Source organism: Candidatus Defluviilinea gracilis, assembly GCF_057138825.1.
The window spans coordinates 1-19138 of the sequence record NZ_DBNHEF010000085.1 but is presented as its reverse complement, the minus strand read 5'-3'; the positions used below and the strand labels follow the sequence as shown (position 1 = coordinate 19138).

The following is a 19138-nucleotide window of genomic DNA, read 5'->3' as shown; positions in this document are numbered from 1 at the left end:
CCGTAGTGACGACTTCAGTCGTTACCTTGACGACTAAAGTCGTCACTACGTATCGGAGAAATATTTTATGGACGACACCCAACTCAACACCCTCGTGGACGCGATCGTACGCGAACTCAAAGCCTCGGGAGCCGTGAAGCCCGCTTCCTCCGCAGGGACGCCTGCCTCTGCTTCGTCAACTCTCCCCTCCTCTTCGGCTTCCTCCGCCAAACCTCAAGCCAATTACCAATTACCAATTACCAATCTCACCATTGACCTCCCCGACCCCACCCTCACCCGCTCCACTCCGCGCGTCAAGAATCCCAAAGATGCAGAAGGGTTGAAAGCCCTCATGGCATCCACCACCGCCCGCATCGGAGTCGGTCGCGCAGGTCCGCGTTACAGCACGGCGGAGTTACTTTTATTCCAGGGCGATCATGCCGTGACGCAAGACGCGCTCTATCGTGACGTTGACCAGAAATTATTGGACGAGTTCAACCTCTTCACCGTCCAAACGAAAATCACAGGCGGCAAACAGGAATACCTCCTCCGCCCTGATTTGGGTCGCTTACTCAACGACGACGCCAAACGCATTATCAACGAGAAATGCCAGAAGAACGTCAACATCCAACTCGTCGTCGGCGATGGACTCTCCGCCGCGGCAATCGAAGCAAACCTGCGTCAGATATTTCCTGTACTCAAACAAGGTGTGCAAACCGCAGGTCTCACGTTTGGAACGCCGTTCTTCATCAAGTATGCCCGAGTCGGCGTGATGAACGATGTCGGCGAACTCATCAAGCCCGATGTGGTCATCTTGCTCATCGGCGAACGCCCTGGGCTGGGACGCGCCGAGTCGATGAGCGCGTACATGGGCTACAAACCCAAATACGGCGACACAGACGCCGACCGCGATGTGGTCTGCAACATCTTCGAAAACGGCGGAACCAATCCGCTCGAGGGCGGGGCGTTCGTCGTGCAGATCGCCCAAAAGATGCGCAAACATCAAGCATCTGGCGTAAAATTGAAGTTGGCGAATTAGAATTCGATGGTCGAGTAGCCCGAATGCTTTAGAGGGCGTATCGAGACCATCAGGCAACAAAAGCAATTTCTGTTCGAGAAGTACTCTTGCAAACTGGTGGTTTCGATACGGGCTTCGCTACCGCTCAGCCCTACTCAACCACCGAGGAAAATTATTTATGGCAATCCTCGACCCTCTCTATGGAACTCCCCTCGCGGTGCAATTGATCCCTCAGGTGCATCGTAACTTCGCGGAGCAACTTAAACTGCGCGACGATCAACGCTCCATTGGTCTCCTCAGCGTGGACAACGACGACGCGACGTACACAGCCATTGACGAAGCGACGAAGATGGCAAACGTCGAAGTGGTGTATGCCAAGTCGTTTTACGCGGGCGCGAAGCACACGTCGGGAAAATGGTCGGGTGAGATCATGGCTATTTTAGCGGGACCAGATCCCGCCGAAGTCCGAGCGGGATTGAATGCCGCGGTGAACTACATCAAGACTCAAGCCGTCTGGTATTCCGCCAACGACGACGACTCCATCGCATTCTTCCCGCATGTGATTTCGAGAACAGGCACATATCTTTCGCAAGTGTGCAACATCCCTGTCGGTTCGCCGATCGCGTATCTTGTGGCGACTCCAAACGAAGGCTTGGTCGCGCTCGATGCGGCGTTAAAATCAGCGGACGTGAACATCGTCGCATTGACCATGCCGCCGTCTGAAACGAATTACATGGGCGTGATGCTCACAGGCGACCAACCCGCCTGCAAAGCCGCCGCAACCGCGTTTCAAAATAAAGTGTTAGAGGTTGCGAGTAATCCACTCAACTATTAAGAACACTTCGCTGGTTGAGTAGGCGGCGTTCGTCCGCCGTATCGAAACCAGCAGGTACGCAAAATAACTTTTGTTCGAGATGTATTCTTGTAACTGGTGGTCTCGATACGACACTCGCTATCGCTCGTGTCTACTCGACCACCGAGGCATAATCTATGACCGACTTTGACAACGATCTCCAATCCATTCAGGAAGCCCGCACACTTGCCACGCAAGCGCGTGACGCTCAACGCGCGTTTCTCCACGCCACCCAAGCCGAAGTGGATCGCATCTGCGCGGCGATGGCGCAAGCCGCGGCTGATGCGTCTGTGCAACTCGGCAAAATGGCGAGCGAAGAGACGGGCTATGGCGTGCCTGAACATAAAACGCTGAAGAATTTATTGTCGTCGCAATTATTGTGGGAAGCCATCAAGGATATTCCAACCGTCGGCGTGATTCGCAGTGACCCTGTGAAAAGAACCTATGACATTGCGTGGCCCATGGGCGTTGTCGCCGCGTTGACTCCATCCACCAACCCAACATCCACGACGATGTTCAAGACGTTGATCGCGGTCAAAGCGAAGAATGCGATTGTGATCGCGCCGCATCCATTTGCCGCGAAGTGTTGCGCGGAAACCATCCGCATCATGGCAGAAGCGGGCGAGCGGGCTGGGATGCCGAAGGGACTGATCTCGTGCATGACGAAAGTATCCCTGCCTGGCACACAGGAATTGATGAAGCATAAATACGTCGCGTTGATTCTCGCCACAGGCGGCTCGGACATGGTTCGCGCGGCTCATTCCGTTGGCAAGCCCGCGTACGGGGTCGGTCCTGGCAACGTCCCCGCGTATGTGGATCGTTCAGCGGATGTGGCGAAGGCGGCGAAATACATCGTCGCATCGAAAGCGTTCGATCATTCCGTGATCTGCGCCACCGAGCAAGCCGTCGTTGCGGATCGTCCCATCGCGGCGCAACTCGAAGAATTGATGAAAGTTGAGGGCGCGTACTTTGTTGACGATAAGATCAAACAAATTTTGGCGAAGAATTTGTTTGTCGGTCATTTGCCGAATCCTAAATCGGTGGGGAAGAGTCCACAGCAGTTGGCACAGCAATACGGATTCAGCGTCCCTGATTGGGCGCGGATTCTCGTTGTGCGACTCAACAGCGTTGGGCGCGACGAGCCGCTCTCTGGTGAAAAGCTCACCACCGTCCTCGGCTGGTACGAGGTGGATGGCTGGGAGGAAGGTTGTGAACGCTCTTTGGAGATGATCGCATACGGCGGGCGCGGACATTCGCAAGTCATCCATGCTCAAGACGAGAATGTCATTATGCAATTCGGTTTGCAGAAACCCGTGTTCCGCATCGTGGTCAACACTTTCGGGACGCTCGGCACAACAGGCTACACCACTGGCTTGATGCCCTCGATGACTCTCGGCTCGGGCGGAGTTGGCGGCGCGATCACGGGCGATAACATCAGCGTGCATCACATGTATAATACCAAGCGACTGGCGTACGAGATCCGCACCGCGCCCGATGCCGCGTTTACGCCTGGCTCAACGGATACGCAGACTCAAAGAGGTATGTTTAGTGGTGGAGCGGGTTCGGTGGCGTCGAACGCGGTAAATCCACAGGTGGAAGAGATCGTGAGGAAGGTGTTGTTGGAGTTGAAGAAATAATCTCGCGCTGAGCGGAGGGACGATGCTCTTTCGTCCCGAAGACGAAGCGCAGTTGCGAAGAGTGCGCTTCGTCTCCAGCCTTCGCAAACTTCGCTCAGGCTTCCGCTCAGCGCGATGAATTGGTTAGACGCCCGATGTGAGCGATTGAATCATTTTCAATCTTTCACATCCGATGTCTAATCGGAGGAATGCGACATAAATGTCGCGTTACAATATTTATCTCAAAGGAGATTTAAGCCATGCCCGTAGATGTAGCAATGATCGCTTTAGGAATGGTGGAGACCAAGGGTCTCGTCGGCGCAATCGAAGCCGCGGACGCGATGGTCAAAGCCGCAAACGTGACGCTGATCGGCAGTGAATATGTCGGCGGCGGATACGTGACCGTGATGGTGCGCGGTGACGTCGGCGCGGTGAAAGCCGCGACCGATGCAGGAGCCGCCGCGGCAAAGCGCGTGGGTGAACTCGCGTCTGTGCATGTGATTCCACGCCCGCACGGTGACGTCGAGATGATCCTGCCGCAGAATAGCAAGGGTTCGTTCGGCGGACGCGGTAAAGAGAAATAGGTCACGCAGGATTTGAACCGCCAAGAACGCAACACTTGCACAAGCACCAAGTGCAGGCGAGAGCGCAAAGATTCTTTTTTGATTCCTTCGCGTCCTTCGCGTCCTTCGCGCGCTTCGCGGTGAAAACCGTTTCTCATGCCGCGTCAACTATTTACTGCGGAGGATATTCGCCGTCTGGCGCGTGAGCGCGTCGGTCCGCTTGTGCTTGCGCCTGACGATATCGTCACACACGAGGCGCAGGATGTGGCGTTCGCTTTGGGCGTGAAAATGATTCGAGAAGCCGAATCAGGCGTCCCCGTGGGAAGAAACGAGGCGTCCGCTGCCACGAATCTGCCGCCGCTGAAAGTCGTCAAAATGGCGAACGTCCAGATGGAGCAGTTCACCGAAGGCAAGACTACGGCTGGCACGCACGTCTGGCTGAAGGATGTGGTCGTCACGCAGGATCGATCGCCGATGGGCGCGGGATTTATGTCGCTCGACAAAGGCGAGATGCAGTGGACGTTGACGTATGACGAGATTGACATCGTGCTTGAGGGCGAACTCGTGATCACGTGCGGAAGCGAACAAGTGCGCGGCAAAACGGGCGATGTGATTTACATCCCGAAAGGTTCGAGCATCACGTTTGGGACGCCGAACTGGACGCGCTTTGTGTATGTGGTGTTTCCTGTGAATTGGAACGAGAAATAATTTTTACCACGAAGGACACGAAGTACACTAAGGAAAGAAAATCAAATTGGATGAATCCGAATCTGACGACTCTTCTGACTCAGACAGACCGCATCATGGCTGGACAAAATGGCTGGCACGCCGACCCGAACCTGATTCTCCCCTCAGGCATTTATCAGGGACGCGTGCATGTCGGTGTGGACTTGGGAACGGCATACACGGTGTTGGTCGTTCTCGATGAAAACTTTCAGCCGATTGCGGGCGAGTATCAATTCGCAGAGGTGACGCGCGACGGACTCGTCGTGGACTTTATCGGCGCGGTGGATTTGTTGCGGACGATGAAAGCGAAGGTCGAGAAGAAACTTGGCTTCAAGTTGACCTCCGCCGCGACGGCGTATCCGCCAGGCGTGCCGCAAGCGGAAGTGCGCGCAACTGCCAACGTGTTGCACGGCGCGGAACTGGATTGCACAGGCGTCATTGACGAGCCGACCGCCGCGAACAATGTGTTGAAGATCCGCGACGGTGCAATTGTAGATGTTGGCGGCGGCACGACAGGCATCGCCATCTTCCGTGATGGGGAGGTGGCGCACACCGCCGACGAGCCGACAGGCGGAACATCTTTCTCGCTGGTGATCGCTGGCTCGACGGGCAAAACGTTCGAGGAAGCCGAAGCGATGAAAAAGAATCCGAGCGAGCAGACGCGGTTATTTCCCGTCGTCCGCCCTGTGATGGAAAAGGTCGCTTCGATCGTCAATCGGCATGTGGCTGGTTATCAAGTGGACAAGCTGTATCTGGTCGGCGGCACGTGCGCGTTCGTTGGCATGGATGAAGTGATTCAAGAAATGACAGGCATCGAAACGGTTCTACCGAGCAATCCGCTGTTCGTTACGCCGCTTGGGATTGCGATGAATAATTAAACTCGAAAGGATGTCATTCTGAGCCGCGGAGCGGCGAAGAATCTCCCTCACGACACGGAGACCCTTCGCTATCGCTCAGGGTGACACTAGGTGAAACATGGCATCAGATCAATTTTCATTACGCGTATATTCCTATCTCGACCGAATGCAGCCGCAGTATGCCGCGTTCGTTGGGACGATCACACAAGGCGACCTTCCAACCGAGGGCATGGCATCCTTGTACGTTGAGGTCGCCCCAGGCAACGAAGTATTTCGGCTGGTGGATATCGCCGTCAAATCAACCGAAGCGAAGCCTGGCGCGCAACTGGTCGAGCGCGAGTTCGGCATGTTCGAAATCCATTCACATTCGCAATCCGAGGTATTGGAAGCGGGGCGAATCGTATTGGATCGACTCAGCCTGAAACCCGAAGAACGCATCAAGCCGTTCATCGCATCCGTGCAGATCATCACCAACGTGGACCCGTATCAGGCGCAGTTGTTGAATCGTTTCCGCCGCGGCTCGATGCTTGTCCCTGGCGAGACGATGCTCGTGCTGGAATGCGCTCCCGCCGCGTATATCAACTACGCGTGCAACGAAGCGGAAAAAGGCGCGAACATCAAAATCCTGCACGTGTCGTCTGTGGGACGGTTCGGTCGCATGTGGCTCTCTGGCTCCGAAGCGGAGATCGTCGCGGCGCGGAATTCGGCGGTGAAGGCGTTGGAGGGGTTGGATGGGAGACCTGAGAAATAAAGGCAGAGGATTAGAGGACTGGCGGTCGAGTAAGTGGTAAATAGTGATTGGTAATTGGAGACTGGAGACTGGTGGTTGAGCGCAAGCAGTCGAGACTACCGAGTAAGTGGTAAATAGTGATTGGTAATTTGAGATTAGAGACTGGAGACTGTATGCCCAAGGTCTTTTATACCGAACGCGATATTGATGAGATGAAAGCGCGCGGGGTCACGTCATTGGACATCACGGATAATGTGGTGGTCACGGATGCGGCGTTGGAACGCGCGATGAAGTATGAGATGAAAATCACCCGCGCCGATTCGTCGTCCGCGCCGAAAGCGACGTTGAGCGGCTCGGTGAATTTGGTCGCGGCATACTCGCGGACCGAGTCCGCTGGGGATGCGGAGTTGAAGGCGAAGATCAAGTCCGCGGTGCTGGCAAAGTTGGATGGGCAGGTGGATGCGGCGATGCTCGACGCGGTTATTTCGCGAGTGATTTCTTCACTAAAATAAGTTTGCTCTCGTCGCCGTCCACGGCGGCGAGGACGCCGCCTAGATCAATGATAAAACCCGCCTTTCGGCGGGTGTTTGTTTTAATTTGACGTAAAACGTCCCGCAGGTTGGGCTGGGCAGCGTGCGCCCTGATTGAATCCTGCGGGACGGTGAAGTTACGCGGTGGGCAAATTCTTTTCGGTGGCGTTGAGCAAGTCAATCATCTCTTCGCGGATGTGTTTGTTGAGGAAGTGATGTTCCAGCGTGGAGAGGGGCAGGAAGCGCGCGCCCGCGACGACGTGGATGCAGTTCGCCGATCCGCACAGGCAGATGAACGGCGCGTCCATTTCCCATTCGGTGGATGGATAGAAGAACGAGAGTTCCTCTCCCTTCTCGATGTCGCGTCGCGCCACCATTTGCATCTTTGCGGTATCGAGGATCACGTTCGGATCGCATGAGTGATTCAACGCGGCAAGTTTGCCCACATCCGTGTGTTCGGTGCGATCAATTTGAACCGTAAATCGATTCGGCTTGTTGACCACTTTCTCGCGCGGGATTGCGCAGATCACTTCCCCTTGTTTGTATTGCTGTTTTGTGATCAGAGTTCTGAATTTATTTTCGGTTTTGATCACAAGTGTTTCCATTGAAACCATATAGTTTTCCTTTCGTGTTGTCATTTCAATTGAGTCGAGATTATGAATTAGATTTGTTTGCAGAATCTGATTGTGTATTCTTTTTCCCCTTCTTTGTTAGAAAGTAAACCACCGCTCCAACAATGGCAATTGGTATTCCGCAGATTGAGCAGGTCGTCACGGACATAAGTGTTTGAATTAGAAAACTGCCAGCGCCTGGATCGAGGTATTTCAAAACATTTGACCCTATTATCGGCACGGTTATGATTGCGCTAACCACTACGATTCCAAATATTGGAAACAGATTTATTTCCCTGAAGTTAGGAACAATCAGTTTGTGTAGTGGAGAAGTTTTGTTCGCGAAGAAAAGCTCATTCATAGAAATTCCATCAAATTGCAATCTTTTATATGCCAACTATGAGATTGCTTCGTCGCGAAGAACAAGAGCGCTCCTCGCAATGACATGAATATAAACAGTATAACGATAATAAAAATAATTTCAAGGGTTTTGAAAGCGGAAATAAAAACTTTAAGGTCAAGTGATTCCCTCCTCCGAACGGCTAGGATGCGAACTAATCAAACATCCGATATATTTTATTTTCATAAGCGGTACACTGCGAATACTTGGTTCATTCAAACCGATATGTTATAAGGAGACAATCATGTCCAATCCATTTACTGAATTTTCAAACTACCTAACTGCCGCTGTTGAGAAGGGCGGCGAAAGCGCTGTCACTGTTGATGCGCGCAAACGTTATCCCGCAAGCGGAATCGCGTATGCAGAAGATCTCGTCCTCACCGCCGATCATGTGGTGACGCGCGAAGACGTCAAAGTGATTCTGCCCGACGGCAAGAGTCTCTCCGCGACAATTGCAGGGCGCGATGCGGGTTCAGACCTTGCTCTCTTGCGACTCGCGGAAAAAGCACTCAAGCCCGCAAAGACATCGAACGATGTGAAAGTCGGTCAACTTGTGCTTGCCCTTGGACGACCAAACACATCGGGCATACAAGCCTCGTGGGGAATCGTCACCGCGATTGCGGGACCCGCGCGCACGCATCGCGGCGGCTTGCTCGATGAATACATCTCAACCGAAACAACTCCGTATCCTGGCTTCTCTGGCGGTCCGCTCGTCAACACCGAGGGCGAAGTCATTGGCTTGAACACATCGGGTCTCGGGCGCGGCTCGTCGCTGACCATCCCTGCTAAAGTGGCATGGCGCATTGCGGATGAACTCGCCAAGCATGGCTCGGTCAAGCGCGGCTATCTCGGCGTCCGCACACAGCCTGTTGAAATCCCCGAAGCCGCGCGCAAGAGTCTCAAGCGCGAACAGAAAAGCGGATTGCTCATCTTGTGGCTCGAAGAAAACGGGCCCGCGCAAAAAGGCGGTTTGTTCGTCGGCGATACCATCGTCGCGGTTGCGGGTCAACCCGTCAGCGACCCCGATGATCTCTTCGCCTCGCTCAAGAGCGACACCGTTGGCAAATCAGTTGTCGTTGAAGTTCTGCGCGGCGGCAAGGCTGAGAATGTCAACGTGACGGTGGGCGAGCGCAAGTGATTCGCGTCTTGTTGAAACTTTCATCGCCCGCATTACGCGCTGGGTTGCAAGCCCTGCTCGCGTCTGATAAGACGATCAAAGTTGTCAACGATTCATTGGATGAAGAAAACGAAGTGGATGTGATCATCACATCCACTTCGTTCGCGTCTCTTTCGGGACTTGAGCCTGCTCTGCCCTCGTCGGCTGGAGTCCTCCTCCTGAGCGACGACCAGGCTGACGTCCGCGAGATGAAGCGTTCGTCCCGCGTGTGGGGAATCCTGCCGACGGATTCATCCGCTGAAGAGTTGACCGCCGCCATCCACGCGCTATCGCAGGGACTGATCGTCGGAGCGCCGCAGTTGTTATTTGAATCGGAAATCGAACCCGTAGAGCGCGGTCCGCTCACTGAGAGGGAATTGGAAGTGTTGGGGTTGTTGGCGCAGGGGTTGGCGAACAAACAGATCGCGGCCGAGTTGGGGATCAGCGAACACACCGTAAAATTTCACGTCTCTTCGATCTACACAAAATTGGATGTGACCAACCGCACCGAAGCCGTGCGCGCGGGTCTGCGCGGCGGGTGGGTCGCGTTGTGAAATTAACTTCAAGCACAAGGAAGTTTTGTTTAGCCACAGAGTTCACAGAGACCTCTGAGAAAATCTTTTTTTCTCTGTGCTCTCCCATGGCACCGCCCGCCAGGGCAGGTGTGTGGCGAGGAAATTTTTTCAAGGTGTCTTGTTAAATACCGTGACCACCTACGGGATGAGTTTCGTAGCGTTCACCAAAGCCCGCGATGAATGATTTTCCGCGCGCGATGGCTTGTTGAACGGAAGGTAATGTCAGTGACGCGCGATGACTCTCTTGGCTGTCCCACACTTCTGTGACCCAAATTGCGTCTTCGTCTGTGGAATCATGCGCGATCACATAACTCAAACAGCCAGGCATGTCATTGACGCCGTTCAGCAGGATGGCAATCAATACATCGCGCTGTCCTTTTATCGCATTTATTTTCCCGATCAAACCGTACATTTTGTGCTCCTGTGTAGTAGCGACTTGAGTCGCTTTTCTGCGGCAACTTGACGACTGAAGTCGTCACTACGTTTTGCCTTTCCACAAATAATCAAAACATCGCCATCTGACTCTCCGCTCGCCTGCCATCCAACAAAACAAATGGGGAAACGCGAGCGACAACGATTCCCATTTTGCGGAGGGCGGTCAGGTCGCGGAGTTTCGCTGTGCGGCGCGCTTGCAGGATTGCGTCCGCGTGTTTGGGTCCAATGCCAGGGATGCGGAATAGGTCGCGCTTTTCTGCTTTGTTGATTTCAACTGGCTTCCCTTTCAAGTTCATTTGCGCCCACGCCATTTTTGGATCAGTGTGGAGGGGGAGATTCTCGTTTTGTGTGAACGGCATGTCTTCCAAATCGAAGCCGTAATCACGCAACAGGAATGAGGCTTGATACAAGCGATGCTCACGCAACGGATCCACGGCGGCTTTGTTTTCGAGCGGCGTATCACGGATGGGGTGGAAGGCGGAAAAATATGCTCGTGTGAGACGGACGTTTTTCATCAGCCAGTTGGTTGTCGTCAATAATTCCAGATCAGATTCATCCGAGCCGCCCGCCACGAACTGCGTAACAGTTGACGGATATTTCCCATTCCAGAATTTGTGCGCGGGTTGGCTTCGTCGAATCTCCTCGACCCACTTCAACGGGCGAAGTAACTCTTCGATGAAAATTTTATGCGGGGCGAGTCTTGCCAGCCGTTCGGTGTTCGGCGCTTCGAGGTTGATCGAGACGCGGTCGGCGAGTTGCATCATGCGCTCGACCTGTCCCTTCTCGGCGCCAGGCATGATCTTGAGGTGCATGTATCCGCGGAAGCCAAGTTTCTTGCGGAGTATCTCCGCCGTGTCAATGATTCTGTTTTGTGTGTTCGCTCCGCCCGCGGCAATGCCCGAACTGAGAAAAATCCCTTCCGCCATTTTCGCCTTGTTCATCTTCATGAACAACTCGGCAAATTCCTGCGGCTTGAACGTGGCGCGGCGGAAGTCGCGTCCCGCGCGGAAGGGACAGTAGTAACAATCCCGTTCGCAGGCGGAGGTGAGCAGTGTTTTCAGCAGGACGACTTGTTTTCCATTGGGGAGTTGGGCGGGATGGGTGAACGCGGCGCGTTTTTCCCGTTCGGTAAACTCAGGGCGAGCCTTTGGAGTGAAGCAGGCGGGTTTGGTCTCGACTGCTTGCGCTCGACCACCGCGCGATTCTTCCGCATGTTCCAATTCCATTTGACTGGAAAGTTCGATCAAAGTATCCAGAGCGTTCATATCTGAATTATAGAACGGATATTCTAATTTGGCAAGTTGGAGACCTCACAGGTTTTTAAAACCTGTGAGGTCTGTTGGCTCTTGTTATAATCACGCCATGCCCGCAAAAAAATATTCTCGCATCGGCATGATCGCGCGCTGGAAGCCTGTCCATCTTGGGCATGCCGCGATTTTGCGGGCGTTGTGTCAAAGTGGGGAAGAGGTACGCGTCGGCATCGGCAGTTCCAATCGCTACAATGCGCGCAACCCGTTCACGCTCGATGAAACGCGCGACATGATTCAACTCGTCCTTGCGGACTTTTCAAATTATCAAATCATTCCCGTTCCCGATCTGGATGACGGTCCGCGGTGGCGCGTGATGGTGAAGGATTTGTTTGGGGAGTTGGATGTGTTTGCGACGGCGAATCCATACGTGGCGAGTCTGCTCAGGGACGACTACCGCGTCATTCCGCCCGTCGAGTTGATTCCGCTTCGGGAGCGCGTACCAGCCGAAGGGTCCGATGTGAGGCGTGCGATGGCGCGAGGTGACGATTGGGAGTCGCTTGTCCCGAACGTCATCGCAGAGTATATTAAGTCGAATCGTCTGGACCAAAGATTTCGCGAGGAGTTTGGGTTGGAGACGTTGGCGATGATGACGGTGGTTTAACGTACCGCAAAGTTCACTTTGCGATTGACTTTGCGATTAACAGGGGCAAAATAAATTTTGCCGTACGGAAAAAAACTAAGGAGATACTATGTACTCATGGGATGAAGATACTTCAAAATGGTACGGGTCGGGAAAGTATGCGTATGCTCCCGCGGCAGCGCCCGCGCGCGCGGCATCGGCAGCAAGAGCCGCGGCTTCGGGTCCGCGCACGTATGAAAAGAAGGCGGGACCGAACGAGAAGATCATTGACCCCAAGCAGCATATTTCAACCGAGTCGAAGAATCCCGTCATCGTCGCGATTGATGTGACTGGCTCGATGGCTTCGTGGCCCTTTGAAATTTTCGACCGCCTGCCATTGATGTTCAACACGCTTTCGCAGTATCGCCCCGATGTGGCGATCTCGTTTGCGGCGATCGGCGATGCGAAAGTGGACCGCTGGCCCCTGCAAGTGACTCCGTTCGCCAGCGGATTCGACTTGGAGCAATTGCTCGGCTCGTTGTACGGCGAAGGCGGCGGAGGCGACGCGCCTGAGTCGTATGGACTGTTCGCGCGCTGGGTCAATACGCATGTGACGATTCCCTCGACTGACGATGTGCCTTTCTTGATCGTGTTCGGAGACATCAACATGCACGCCACCATGGACAGCAAACAAGTGGGTCACTATCTCGGCGACAGCGTGTGGGGCAATGTCGATTCGATCAACGAATGGAAACAGGTGACACAAAAATGGAACACGTGGTTCCTGCGCCGACCTGGCGGCAAGCGCGGCGACGTGGTGGACAAGCAATGGGGCGACGCCATCGGCGAGCAGAAAATTTTCCACATTGAAGACGAGCAACGCGCAGTGGATTACGCCATGGGCTTGATCGCGCGTTCGTGGGGCTACTTCGGCGACTTCCAAGATAACATGCGCGCGCGGCAGGACGAGTCGAAGGTGAAGCAGGTGAGCAAGCCCATCGAGATGATCTGTCCGCGTTGCGGCGCGCCCATCCCTGTGGATGCGGGCGGGATGTTCAAGTGTAAATTCTGCGGGACGACGCTTAAGTTATAGTACGGCAAAATTCATTTTGCCCATCACAAATCGCAAAGTGAACTTTGCGGTACGAGACCAACATGCCCATCTCCGCCATCGTCACTGTTCCTCCCTACGCCGACTTCCTCGCCGACGTTGCGTCGCATCCCATCGTGAGCGGATTCCGACTCAATACGGTGATGCCGTTGCGCGAGAGTCAGCGCGAGGTGTTGGAGCGATTGAGCAAATTTCGTCAGCCGTTATGGGTGGATTTGAAGGGACGTCAACTGCGTGTGGTCGGCGCGGCGATTCCTCCGTATACCGAAGTGAAGTTGAGTCATCCCATCCAGGTGGAGACTCCTGTTGATGCGTATTTTTCGGACGGCAACGAGCGCGTCAAAGTGGTGGCGGTGGACGGCGACCGACTCATCCTTGCCGATGGTCTGCGAAGATTGATCGGACCTGGCGAGTCGGTGAACATCATCCATCCATCATTGAAAATCGAGGGGACGCTGACCGACACCGATAAAACATATCTCGCGGCGATGAAAGAGTTGGGGATGACGAAGGTGATGCTTTCGTATGTCGAATCTCCCGAAGATGTGGACGAAGTGAAAACTCTGTTGCCCAACGCGGAAGTGATCCTCAAGATCGAAACGCAACGCGGACTCGACTTCGCAAAGAAACACGGCTCGAAGCACGGACGTCTCATGGCGGCGCGCGGCGATCTGTATGTTGAAGTGCTTCGTCCGCATAAAGTGGCTGGCGCGGTGAAGACCATCATCAACGCGGACAAAGACGCCATCGTGGCGAGTCGCATTTTGGATTCGCTGGCGTATCAGCCCGTGCCAGTCAGCGCGGACATCGGCGACGTGGCGTTCTTGTTGGAGATCGGCTATCGCACGTTCATGCTCGGCGATCAGGTTTGTTTGCGCAGGGAGACGGTGTTGGAGGCGTTGAATTTGCTTGAGGAAATGGGGAAAGATTTTTAGAATAGGTTGGTGGTCGAGTAGTTCCGAGCGGCAGCGAGGAACGTATTGAGACCACAAGTACACGACCATAATTTCGCAACAAAAACTTCTTTACGACGTGGTGGTCTCGATACGCCTTTCGCAACGAACGCTCAGGGCTACTCGACCACCGAGGTATGTATGAAACTTGCAATCGCGCAAATCAATACAACGGTGGGAGATTTATCGGGCAATGTCGCGCGGATATTGGATGCGGCGCGTTCGGTTGCGAGTCAAAACCCCGATCTGATCGTCTTCCCCGAATTGACCGTGTGCGGATATCCTCCGCGCGATATTTTGTATGACGTGTCATTCGTCGAAGCGGTTCAAGCCGCGACGTTGGACCTGGCTCGCCAAGCGGAAGGTTTGCCCCCGCTGTTGGTGGGATCGTTCGCGCCCGCCGAGCAGAAGCTGTATCAACATCCGTCGTTGAACAACATCGCGTACTTGATGCACAATGGGGAAATGATAGTCGCGCAGGTCAAGCAGTTGCTCCCAGTCTATGACGTGTTCTACGAGCCGCGCTGGTTCATCGCAGGGACGAAGACTCTGCCGCCGATTGACATCGCGGGGAGGAAGGTCGGTGTGATGATCTGCGAGGATATGTGGGATGAGGAATATCCCATCCACCCTGGTGCGGACTTGAAAGCCATGGGCGCGGAGATGTTGGTCTGCATTTCGGCGTCGCCGTATCGGAGAGGAGGAGGAGAGGGGAGGCTTCGTCATGCAAAACGACAGGTTGAAACTCGTCCTTCGTCTGCGCTACGCTCCGCTCAGGACGACGAGATGCCGCTGGTGTTCGTCAATCTCGTTGGCGGGAATGATGAATTGATTTTTGATGGGGGGAGTTTTGTATTAGGAGGGGAGAAGTTGAGGATGTTTGAGGAGGACGTTAGAGTTATTGATCTAAACACAAAGGACACGAAGGGCACAAAGGAAGTTCAAGGGGAGGAAGAAGTTTTCAAGGCTTTGGTGTTGGGATTGCGCGACTTCGCAAACAAGAACGGACTCAACCATGTGTTCATCGGCTTGTCGGGCGGAATCGATTCGTCGGTTGCGGCGGTGATCGCGGTGGAGGCGTTGGGATGTGAGCGCGTGACGGGAGTCGCCATCCCTTCGAGATTCACGGATGCGAGGTCAACCGAGTCGGCGCGGGAGTTGGCGAGTCGGCTGGGGATTGGATTTGAAGTGGTCGAAATGGAGAAAATGCACAAGGCGGCGGAGCAGGCTGTAGGTCCAGAAAGAAGCGGGGGAGTCGCGGGTGAGAATATCCAGGCGCGGCTGAGGACGGTCGTCCTGATGAGTTTCGTCAACCAGCGCGGAGGATTCCTGATCAACACGTCAAATAAGACTGAACTCACGCTGGGATATTCCACGTTGTACGGCGATATGGCTGGCGCGATCAGCCCGCTCGGCGATCTGACGAAGATGGAGGTGTATGCGCTGGCAAGATGGATAAACGGAGCGCGGAATTCTACATCGTACTCGCAGAGTATTCCGCAATTTGTGATGGAGAGAAAGCCCTCGGCGGAGTTGAGGGAGAATCAGGTTGACCCGTTCGAGTATGAGAAAATTTCTCCCGAAGCCGAAGCGCTGGTGCGGAGCAACCAAAGCAACGCCGCCATGCGCGCTAGCGAACATAAACGCTGGCAGGCGTGCGTGATCTTGAAGGTGAGCGGGAAGTCGTTTGGGAGGGGGAGACTGATGCCGATTACGAGGAAGTAATTGGTTGATATAAACGCCCCTGGAATTCTACAAACAATTTGCGGATCGAATCAATCGTCCCTAGAATTTCCTTGGCGTCTTCGATGGCTTTGTATTTGAGCGTGAGCAGATGGGGGAGTTTTTCCTGATCAAGTTCTTCGACACCCGTCTCGATGTATTTGGATAACACAAATTCGACGAATTGTTTTTGCTCGTTGGTTAACGCGGCGAAGATTTTGCTTTGCGATTTTGCCACGCGCAATTCGCGGCTGATGGGCGGCTGTAAAAAGGAGATGTATTCAAGCACGTCGAGCAGGTCGCTGTTCTCGGCGTTGATCAGGGATTGCGCGATGGACAGTTCCTCTTTGCCGAAGCCCGCTTTTTCAAGTTCTTCGAGCAAAGTTTTGCGCGTGACAGGGTTTGACCAGATTTTGCGGAGTTCCTCTTCGCTTTGGAAGAAGGCGGGCAGAACGCCGTAGAGATTTTCGACAAATTGCTGGGCGGAGATAGGTCGCCCGTCCGCGCTGTAATACAACGTGGACGACATGTGTTCGATCTGGCGTTCTTTGCCGTCGCGCAGTTTGATTTTGAGTTTCACTTTCGGCTCATAACCTTCAGGCGGTTCTTTGGTTTTTCGCGGAGGTCGGTCAATCGGTGCTGGCGTCTCGACGGGTTCTTCGGGGTCGCCGTCCCATTCGGGATCGGCGAAGTGGTGATGCGCGTCCACGAAATCATAGATCGTGAAATATTCTTTGCCGTCGAAGAGACGCGTGCCGCGCCCGATGATCTGTTTGAATTCGATCATCGAGTTGATGGGGCGCATGAGGATGATGTTGCGGATGTTGCGCGCATCCACGCCTGTGGACAACTTTTGCGAGGTGGTGAGAATCGTTGGGATGGTGCGGTCGTTATCTTTGAACTGTTCAAGATACTGTTCGCCTAACGCGCCGTCGTTGGCGGTAACGCGGACGCAGTACATTGGGTCGGGATTTTTCTTGAATTGATTGATCAAATCGCGGACGGCGGCGGCGTGATCTTGTGTGGCGCAGAAGACGATGGCTTTTTCGTTCTGGTTGATCTCGGACATGAAACGCCGCACGCGGTCGGCTTCGCGCTCTTTGATCTCGATGATGCGGTTGAAATCGGATTCGGTGTAGCGCTTGCCCGCTTCCACTTCGCCTTCGATGACCGTGTCGTCTGATGTGTAAATATATTCGTCGAGCGTGGATTGCATACGGCGGACTTTGAACGGGGTGAGGAAGCCGTCGTTGATGCCCTCTTTGAGCGAGTAGACGTACACGGGTTCGCCGAAATATTTGTAGGTATCCACGTTGTCTTTGCGTTTGGGCGTGGCGGTGAGACCGAGTTGCACGGCGGGCGAAAAATATTCGAGAATGCCGCGCCAGTTCGATTCGTCGTTGGCGCCGCCGCGATGACATTCGTCTATAATGATGAAGTCGAAATAATCGGCGGGATACTCCCCAAAGTTCGGTGTGTCGTTCGGACCTGACATGAAAGTTTGAAAGATGGTGAAGAAGACACTGCCGTTGGTTGGGACGCGTCCTTGTTTGCGGATTTCATCAGGTTTGATTCGCACGAGCGCATCGTCGGGGAAGGCGGAGTAGCGGGTGAATTCGGAAAAAGCCTGGTCGGCGAGAATGTTTCGGTCAGCCAGAAACAGGACGCGGGGTCGGCGCGAAGCGTCTCGTTTTAAGTTCCAGCGCGTCTGGTAGAGTTTCCAAACGATGTGAAAGGCGATGGTCGTCTTGCCTGTTCCCGTCGCCAGCGTGAGGAGAATCCGATTTTTGTTTTCGGCGATGGCTTGCAGGGCGTTGTTGACGGCGATCTCCTGATAGTAGCGCGGAGGCTTCGTGCCGCTGATATCTTCAAAGGGGACGGGGTTGAAGCGTTCTTCCCATTCGTTGGGGGCGAAGGTTTGCTCCCAGAGTTCTTCGGGCGTGGGGAAGTTTTTGACGAGACCTTCCGCGCCTGTGAGCATGTTGATCTGATAAATTTCTACCCCGTTGGCGGCGTAGGTGAAGGCGATTTGAAGTTTTGCGGCGTACTCTTTGGCTTGACCGACTCCTTCGCCGACCGAATACTCGTTGCTCTTGGCTTCGACGACAGCGAGTTGCCGCCCTTTGTAAACCAGTATGTAATCGGTGATGAGCGGCTTGGCGCGTTTTCCGCCTGTTTGGATTTTTCCCGCCGTGATGTGACGTTCGCGCAAAATGCGCGAGTCATCCAGGACGCCCCAGCCTGCTTTGGCGAGTTGCGGGTCAATTAAATCGGCGCGGGTTTCGGCTTCGTTCATTTCCCTATTTTACCTTTTCATGTAAAAGACCTGCCAGGTCTTCACGCTACCTTGATCGTCAAGTCGTTTCGCGGTCAGGGAACCTTTCCCGTCAGACTCCTGTAAAAGACCTGCCAGGTCTCCACGCTACCTTGATCGTCAAGTCGTTTCGCGGTCAGAGAACCTTTCCCGTCAGACTCCTGATGAGACCTGTCAGGTCTGGGTAGGGGATGTAATAAGGACTGACAGGTCTCCGACGAACCTATTTCGGTAAAATCCATTCCCATTCATAGATGTTCAGTCGTCAGACTCAATTATAAAACCCGTCAGGTCTGCGTCTGTTAATGGTTGAATCTCCCGATGGACACGTATAAAATCTTCGCGCCCGCCGAACAGTTGAAGAACTTTCTCGCGTTGCAGGCGGGTGGGATTGTTGGAGATCATGTCGTGATAGGATGAATAATTCCAATCTCGAAAGTCAGTGACGAATTGATGCTTTTGTGGATTCTGGTGAATATAAACAATGAGCCGCATCAAATAGGATTCGGTATCCACAGGGATTCTTTTGAAGGGACGTTCAAAGAGGGCTCCTGTTCTTTGAGTAGCGATGTTGACCCCGCGCGCATAGGCGTTGAAGAAGTTGGAGAAATATTGGCTGGGGTCTTTTAATTTTGAGTGTTTGAGACCTGTCGGGTTTTCGGGGAAGTTTGACGGGGTTGCGCCTTTGTCCGCGCTTAGGTTATGGTTGACCAAACCGCCTGTGAAACCTGACAGGTCTAGAGATAGGTCTGGATGTAGGTCTTCTCGGTTCTTTATAAACACCGTTGCATGGAAATGATTCCCTAGCAGACCGTAAGCCCAGGTCTCCGCGATGGGGCTGATGTGCTTCCACCATAGTTCCATGAAGTAGGCATAATTTCTTTCTTGAATGAAGATGTTTTCGCCGTTATTACCGCGATTGTAGATATGAAAGAAAGTTCCGTAGGTGAGGGGAGGAATGTCGGTGGGCATGGTTGGATTATAAGACCTGATGTTAAGACCTGACAGGTTTCCACAGCGCCTTAATCAACCGAGTGCCTTCGCGTTCGGAGAAGTCTAATCGTCAGACTCCTCGATGAAACCTGTCAGGTCTGATCTACAACTCTCCCTCAAACGCCTC

Annotated in this window: 19 protein-coding genes; 14 read left to right on the top strand and 5 right to left on the bottom strand. The window is 53.9% G+C overall.

Features of this window, described 5'->3' with window-relative positions:
- The first annotated feature begins 67 nt into the window (after window positions 1-67).
- From eutC to AC16KF_RS18310, 8 genes are all read left to right on the top strand, one after another.
- Window positions 68-1018, top strand: a complete 951-nt coding sequence (eutC, locus tag AC16KF_RS18345; RefSeq protein WP_484038812.1) for an ethanolamine ammonia-lyase subunit EutC — start codon at window positions 68-70, stop codon at window positions 1016-1018.
- A 157-nt stretch (window positions 1019-1175) separates the two neighbouring features.
- Entirely contained in the window at window positions 1176-1832 is a 657-nt protein-coding gene (gene eutL, locus AC16KF_RS18340) for an ethanolamine utilization microcompartment protein EutL (RefSeq protein ID WP_484038811.1), read from the top strand.
- Window positions 1833-1987: 155 nt separating this feature from the next.
- Complete coding sequence (locus tag AC16KF_RS18335) at window positions 1988-3487, top strand: aldehyde dehydrogenase family protein (RefSeq protein ID WP_484038810.1); 1500 nt, start codon at window positions 1988-1990, stop codon at window positions 3485-3487.
- A gap of 257 nt (window positions 3488-3744) precedes the next feature.
- Window positions 3745-4050, top strand: coding sequence for an ethanolamine utilization microcompartment protein EutM (eutM, locus tag AC16KF_RS18330; RefSeq protein ID WP_484038875.1), 306 nt, complete (start codon window positions 3745-3747; stop codon window positions 4048-4050).
- Between the two features lie 135 nt (window positions 4051-4185).
- Window positions 4186-4737: a cupin domain-containing protein gene (locus AC16KF_RS18325; RefSeq protein WP_484038809.1), complete on the top strand. Its 552-nt coding sequence runs from the start codon at window positions 4186-4188 to the stop codon at window positions 4735-4737.
- Between the two features lie 50 nt (window positions 4738-4787).
- Entirely contained in the window at window positions 4788-5633 is an 846-nt protein-coding gene (gene eutJ / locus AC16KF_RS18320) for an ethanolamine utilization protein EutJ (RefSeq protein ID WP_484038808.1), read from the top strand.
- 97 nt (window positions 5634-5730) lie between these two features.
- On the top strand, window positions 5731-6363 hold the full coding sequence (locus AC16KF_RS18315) for a hypothetical protein (protein WP_484038807.1): 633 nt from the start codon (window positions 5731-5733) through the stop codon (window positions 6361-6363).
- 152 nt (window positions 6364-6515) lie between these two features.
- Complete coding sequence (locus AC16KF_RS18310; protein ID WP_484038806.1) at window positions 6516-6854, top strand: hypothetical protein; 339 nt, start codon at window positions 6516-6518, stop codon at window positions 6852-6854.
- Between the two features lie 155 nt (window positions 6855-7009).
- Here the strand turns inward: AC16KF_RS18310 and AC16KF_RS18305 are convergent, their stop codons facing one another.
- Window positions 7010-7477 carry an SET domain-containing protein-lysine N-methyltransferase gene (locus tag AC16KF_RS18305; RefSeq protein WP_484038805.1) on the bottom strand — a complete coding sequence of 156 codons (468 nt, stop codon included), beginning with the start codon at window positions 7475-7477 and terminating at the stop codon, window positions 7010-7012.
- A gap of 650 nt (window positions 7478-8127) precedes the next feature.
- Here AC16KF_RS18305 and AC16KF_RS18300 point away from each other — a divergent pair.
- Together AC16KF_RS18300 and AC16KF_RS18295 are read left to right on the top strand one after the other, a co-directional pair.
- A complete protein-coding gene (locus AC16KF_RS18300; protein WP_484038804.1) occupies window positions 8128-9021 on the top strand; it encodes a S1C family serine protease in 894 nt (297 codons plus the stop codon).
- A complete protein-coding gene (locus AC16KF_RS18295) occupies window positions 9018-9593 on the top strand; it encodes a response regulator transcription factor (RefSeq protein ID WP_484038803.1) in 576 nt (191 codons plus the stop codon). Before AC16KF_RS18300 ends, AC16KF_RS18295 begins: the two co-directional genes overlap by 4 nt.
- A 142-nt stretch (window positions 9594-9735) precedes the next feature.
- Here the strand turns inward: AC16KF_RS18295 and AC16KF_RS18290 are convergent, their stop codons facing one another.
- Both AC16KF_RS18290 and AC16KF_RS18285 read right to left on the bottom strand, forming a co-directional pair.
- A complete protein-coding gene (locus tag AC16KF_RS18290) occupies window positions 9736-10026 on the bottom strand; it encodes a putative quinol monooxygenase (protein ID WP_484038802.1) in 291 nt (96 codons plus the stop codon).
- 91 nt (window positions 10027-10117) lie between these two features.
- Window positions 10118-11314, bottom strand: a complete 1197-nt coding sequence (locus AC16KF_RS18285) for a radical SAM protein (RefSeq protein ID WP_484038801.1) — start codon at window positions 11312-11314, stop codon at window positions 10118-10120.
- 97 nt (window positions 11315-11411) lie between these two features.
- Here AC16KF_RS18285 and AC16KF_RS18280 point away from each other — a divergent pair, with 97 nt between their 5' ends.
- The 4 genes from AC16KF_RS18280 (at window position 11412) to nadE (ending at window position 15707) form a co-directional block, all read left to right on the top strand.
- Window positions 11412-11960 (top strand): adenylyltransferase/cytidyltransferase family protein, encoded by a 549-nt coding sequence (locus AC16KF_RS18280; RefSeq protein ID WP_484038800.1) that lies wholly within the window; start codon window positions 11412-11414, stop codon window positions 11958-11960.
- 88 nt (window positions 11961-12048) lie between these two features.
- Window positions 12049-13011, top strand: coding sequence for a TFIIB-type zinc ribbon-containing protein (locus tag AC16KF_RS18275; RefSeq protein ID WP_484038799.1), 963 nt, complete (start codon window positions 12049-12051; stop codon window positions 13009-13011).
- Window positions 13012-13073: 62 nt separating this feature from the next.
- Window positions 13074-13964 (top strand): pyruvate kinase, encoded by an 891-nt coding sequence (locus AC16KF_RS18270; protein WP_484038798.1) that lies wholly within the window; start codon window positions 13074-13076, stop codon window positions 13962-13964.
- 159 nt (window positions 13965-14123) lie between these two features.
- Window positions 14124-15707: an NAD(+) synthase gene (gene nadE, locus AC16KF_RS18265; protein ID WP_484038797.1), complete on the top strand. Its 1584-nt coding sequence runs from the start codon at window positions 14124-14126 to the stop codon at window positions 15705-15707.
- On the opposite strand, the gene hsdR is transcribed toward nadE, so the two are convergent.
- Both hsdR and AC16KF_RS18255 read right to left on the bottom strand, forming a co-directional pair.
- Window positions 15694-18000 carry an EcoAI/FtnUII family type I restriction enzme subunit R gene (gene hsdR, locus AC16KF_RS18260; protein ID WP_484038796.1) on the bottom strand — a complete coding sequence of 769 codons (2307 nt, stop codon included), beginning with the start codon at window positions 17998-18000 and terminating at the stop codon, window positions 15694-15696. The two genes, nadE and hsdR, sit on opposite strands and share 14 nt — an antisense overlap.
- A gap of 276 nt (window positions 18001-18276) precedes the next feature.
- Window positions 18277-18990, bottom strand: a complete 714-nt coding sequence (locus tag AC16KF_RS18255) for a transposase (RefSeq protein WP_484038795.1) — start codon at window positions 18988-18990, stop codon at window positions 18277-18279.
- Window positions 18991-19138 lie beyond the last annotated feature (148 nt).

Bases quoted from the DNA above. Each gene is read 5' to 3' on its own strand.
- eutC (WP_484038812.1), top strand. From the start codon at position 68: ATGGACGACACCCAACTCAACACCCTCGTGGACGCGATCGTACGCGAA.
- eutL (WP_484038811.1), top strand. From the start codon at position 1,176: ATGGCAATCCTCGACCCTCTCTATGGAACTCCCCTCGCGGTGCAATTG.
- AC16KF_RS18335 (WP_484038810.1), top strand. From the start codon at position 1,988: ATGACCGACTTTGACAACGATCTCCAATCCATTCAGGAAGCCCGCACA.
- eutM (WP_484038875.1), top strand. From the start codon at position 3,745: ATGATCGCTTTAGGAATGGTGGAGACCAAGGGTCTCGTCGGCGCAATC.
- AC16KF_RS18325 (WP_484038809.1), top strand. From the start codon at position 4,186: ATGCCGCGTCAACTATTTACTGCGGAGGATATTCGCCGTCTGGCGCGT.
- eutJ (WP_484038808.1), top strand. From the start codon at position 4,788: ATGAATCCGAATCTGACGACTCTTCTGACTCAGACAGACCGCATCATG.
- AC16KF_RS18315 (WP_484038807.1), top strand. From the start codon at position 5,731: ATGGCATCAGATCAATTTTCATTACGCGTATATTCCTATCTCGACCGA.
- AC16KF_RS18310 (WP_484038806.1), top strand. From the start codon at position 6,516: ATGCCCAAGGTCTTTTATACCGAACGCGATATTGATGAGATGAAAGCG.
- AC16KF_RS18305 (WP_484038805.1), bottom strand. From the start codon at position 7,477: ATGGAAACACTTGTGATCAAAACCGAAAATAAATTCAGAACTCTGATC.
- AC16KF_RS18300 (WP_484038804.1), top strand. From the start codon at position 8,128: ATGTCCAATCCATTTACTGAATTTTCAAACTACCTAACTGCCGCTGTT.
- AC16KF_RS18290 (WP_484038802.1), bottom strand. From the start codon at position 10,026: ATGTACGGTTTGATCGGGAAAATAAATGCGATAAAAGGACAGCGCGAT.
- AC16KF_RS18285 (WP_484038801.1), bottom strand. From the start codon at position 11,314: ATGAACGCTCTGGATACTTTGATCGAACTTTCCAGTCAAATGGAATTG.
- AC16KF_RS18280 (WP_484038800.1), top strand. From the start codon at position 11,412: ATGCCCGCAAAAAAATATTCTCGCATCGGCATGATCGCGCGCTGGAAG.
- AC16KF_RS18275 (WP_484038799.1), top strand. From the start codon at position 12,049: ATGTACTCATGGGATGAAGATACTTCAAAATGGTACGGGTCGGGAAAG.
- AC16KF_RS18270 (WP_484038798.1), top strand. From the start codon at position 13,074: ATGCCCATCTCCGCCATCGTCACTGTTCCTCCCTACGCCGACTTCCTC.
- nadE (WP_484038797.1), top strand. From the start codon at position 14,124: ATGAAACTTGCAATCGCGCAAATCAATACAACGGTGGGAGATTTATCG.
- hsdR (WP_484038796.1), bottom strand. From the start codon at position 18,000: ATGAACGAAGCCGAAACCCGCGCCGATTTAATTGACCCGCAACTCGCC.
- AC16KF_RS18255 (WP_484038795.1), bottom strand. From the start codon at position 18,990: ATGCCCACCGACATTCCTCCCCTCACCTACGGAACTTTCTTTCATATC.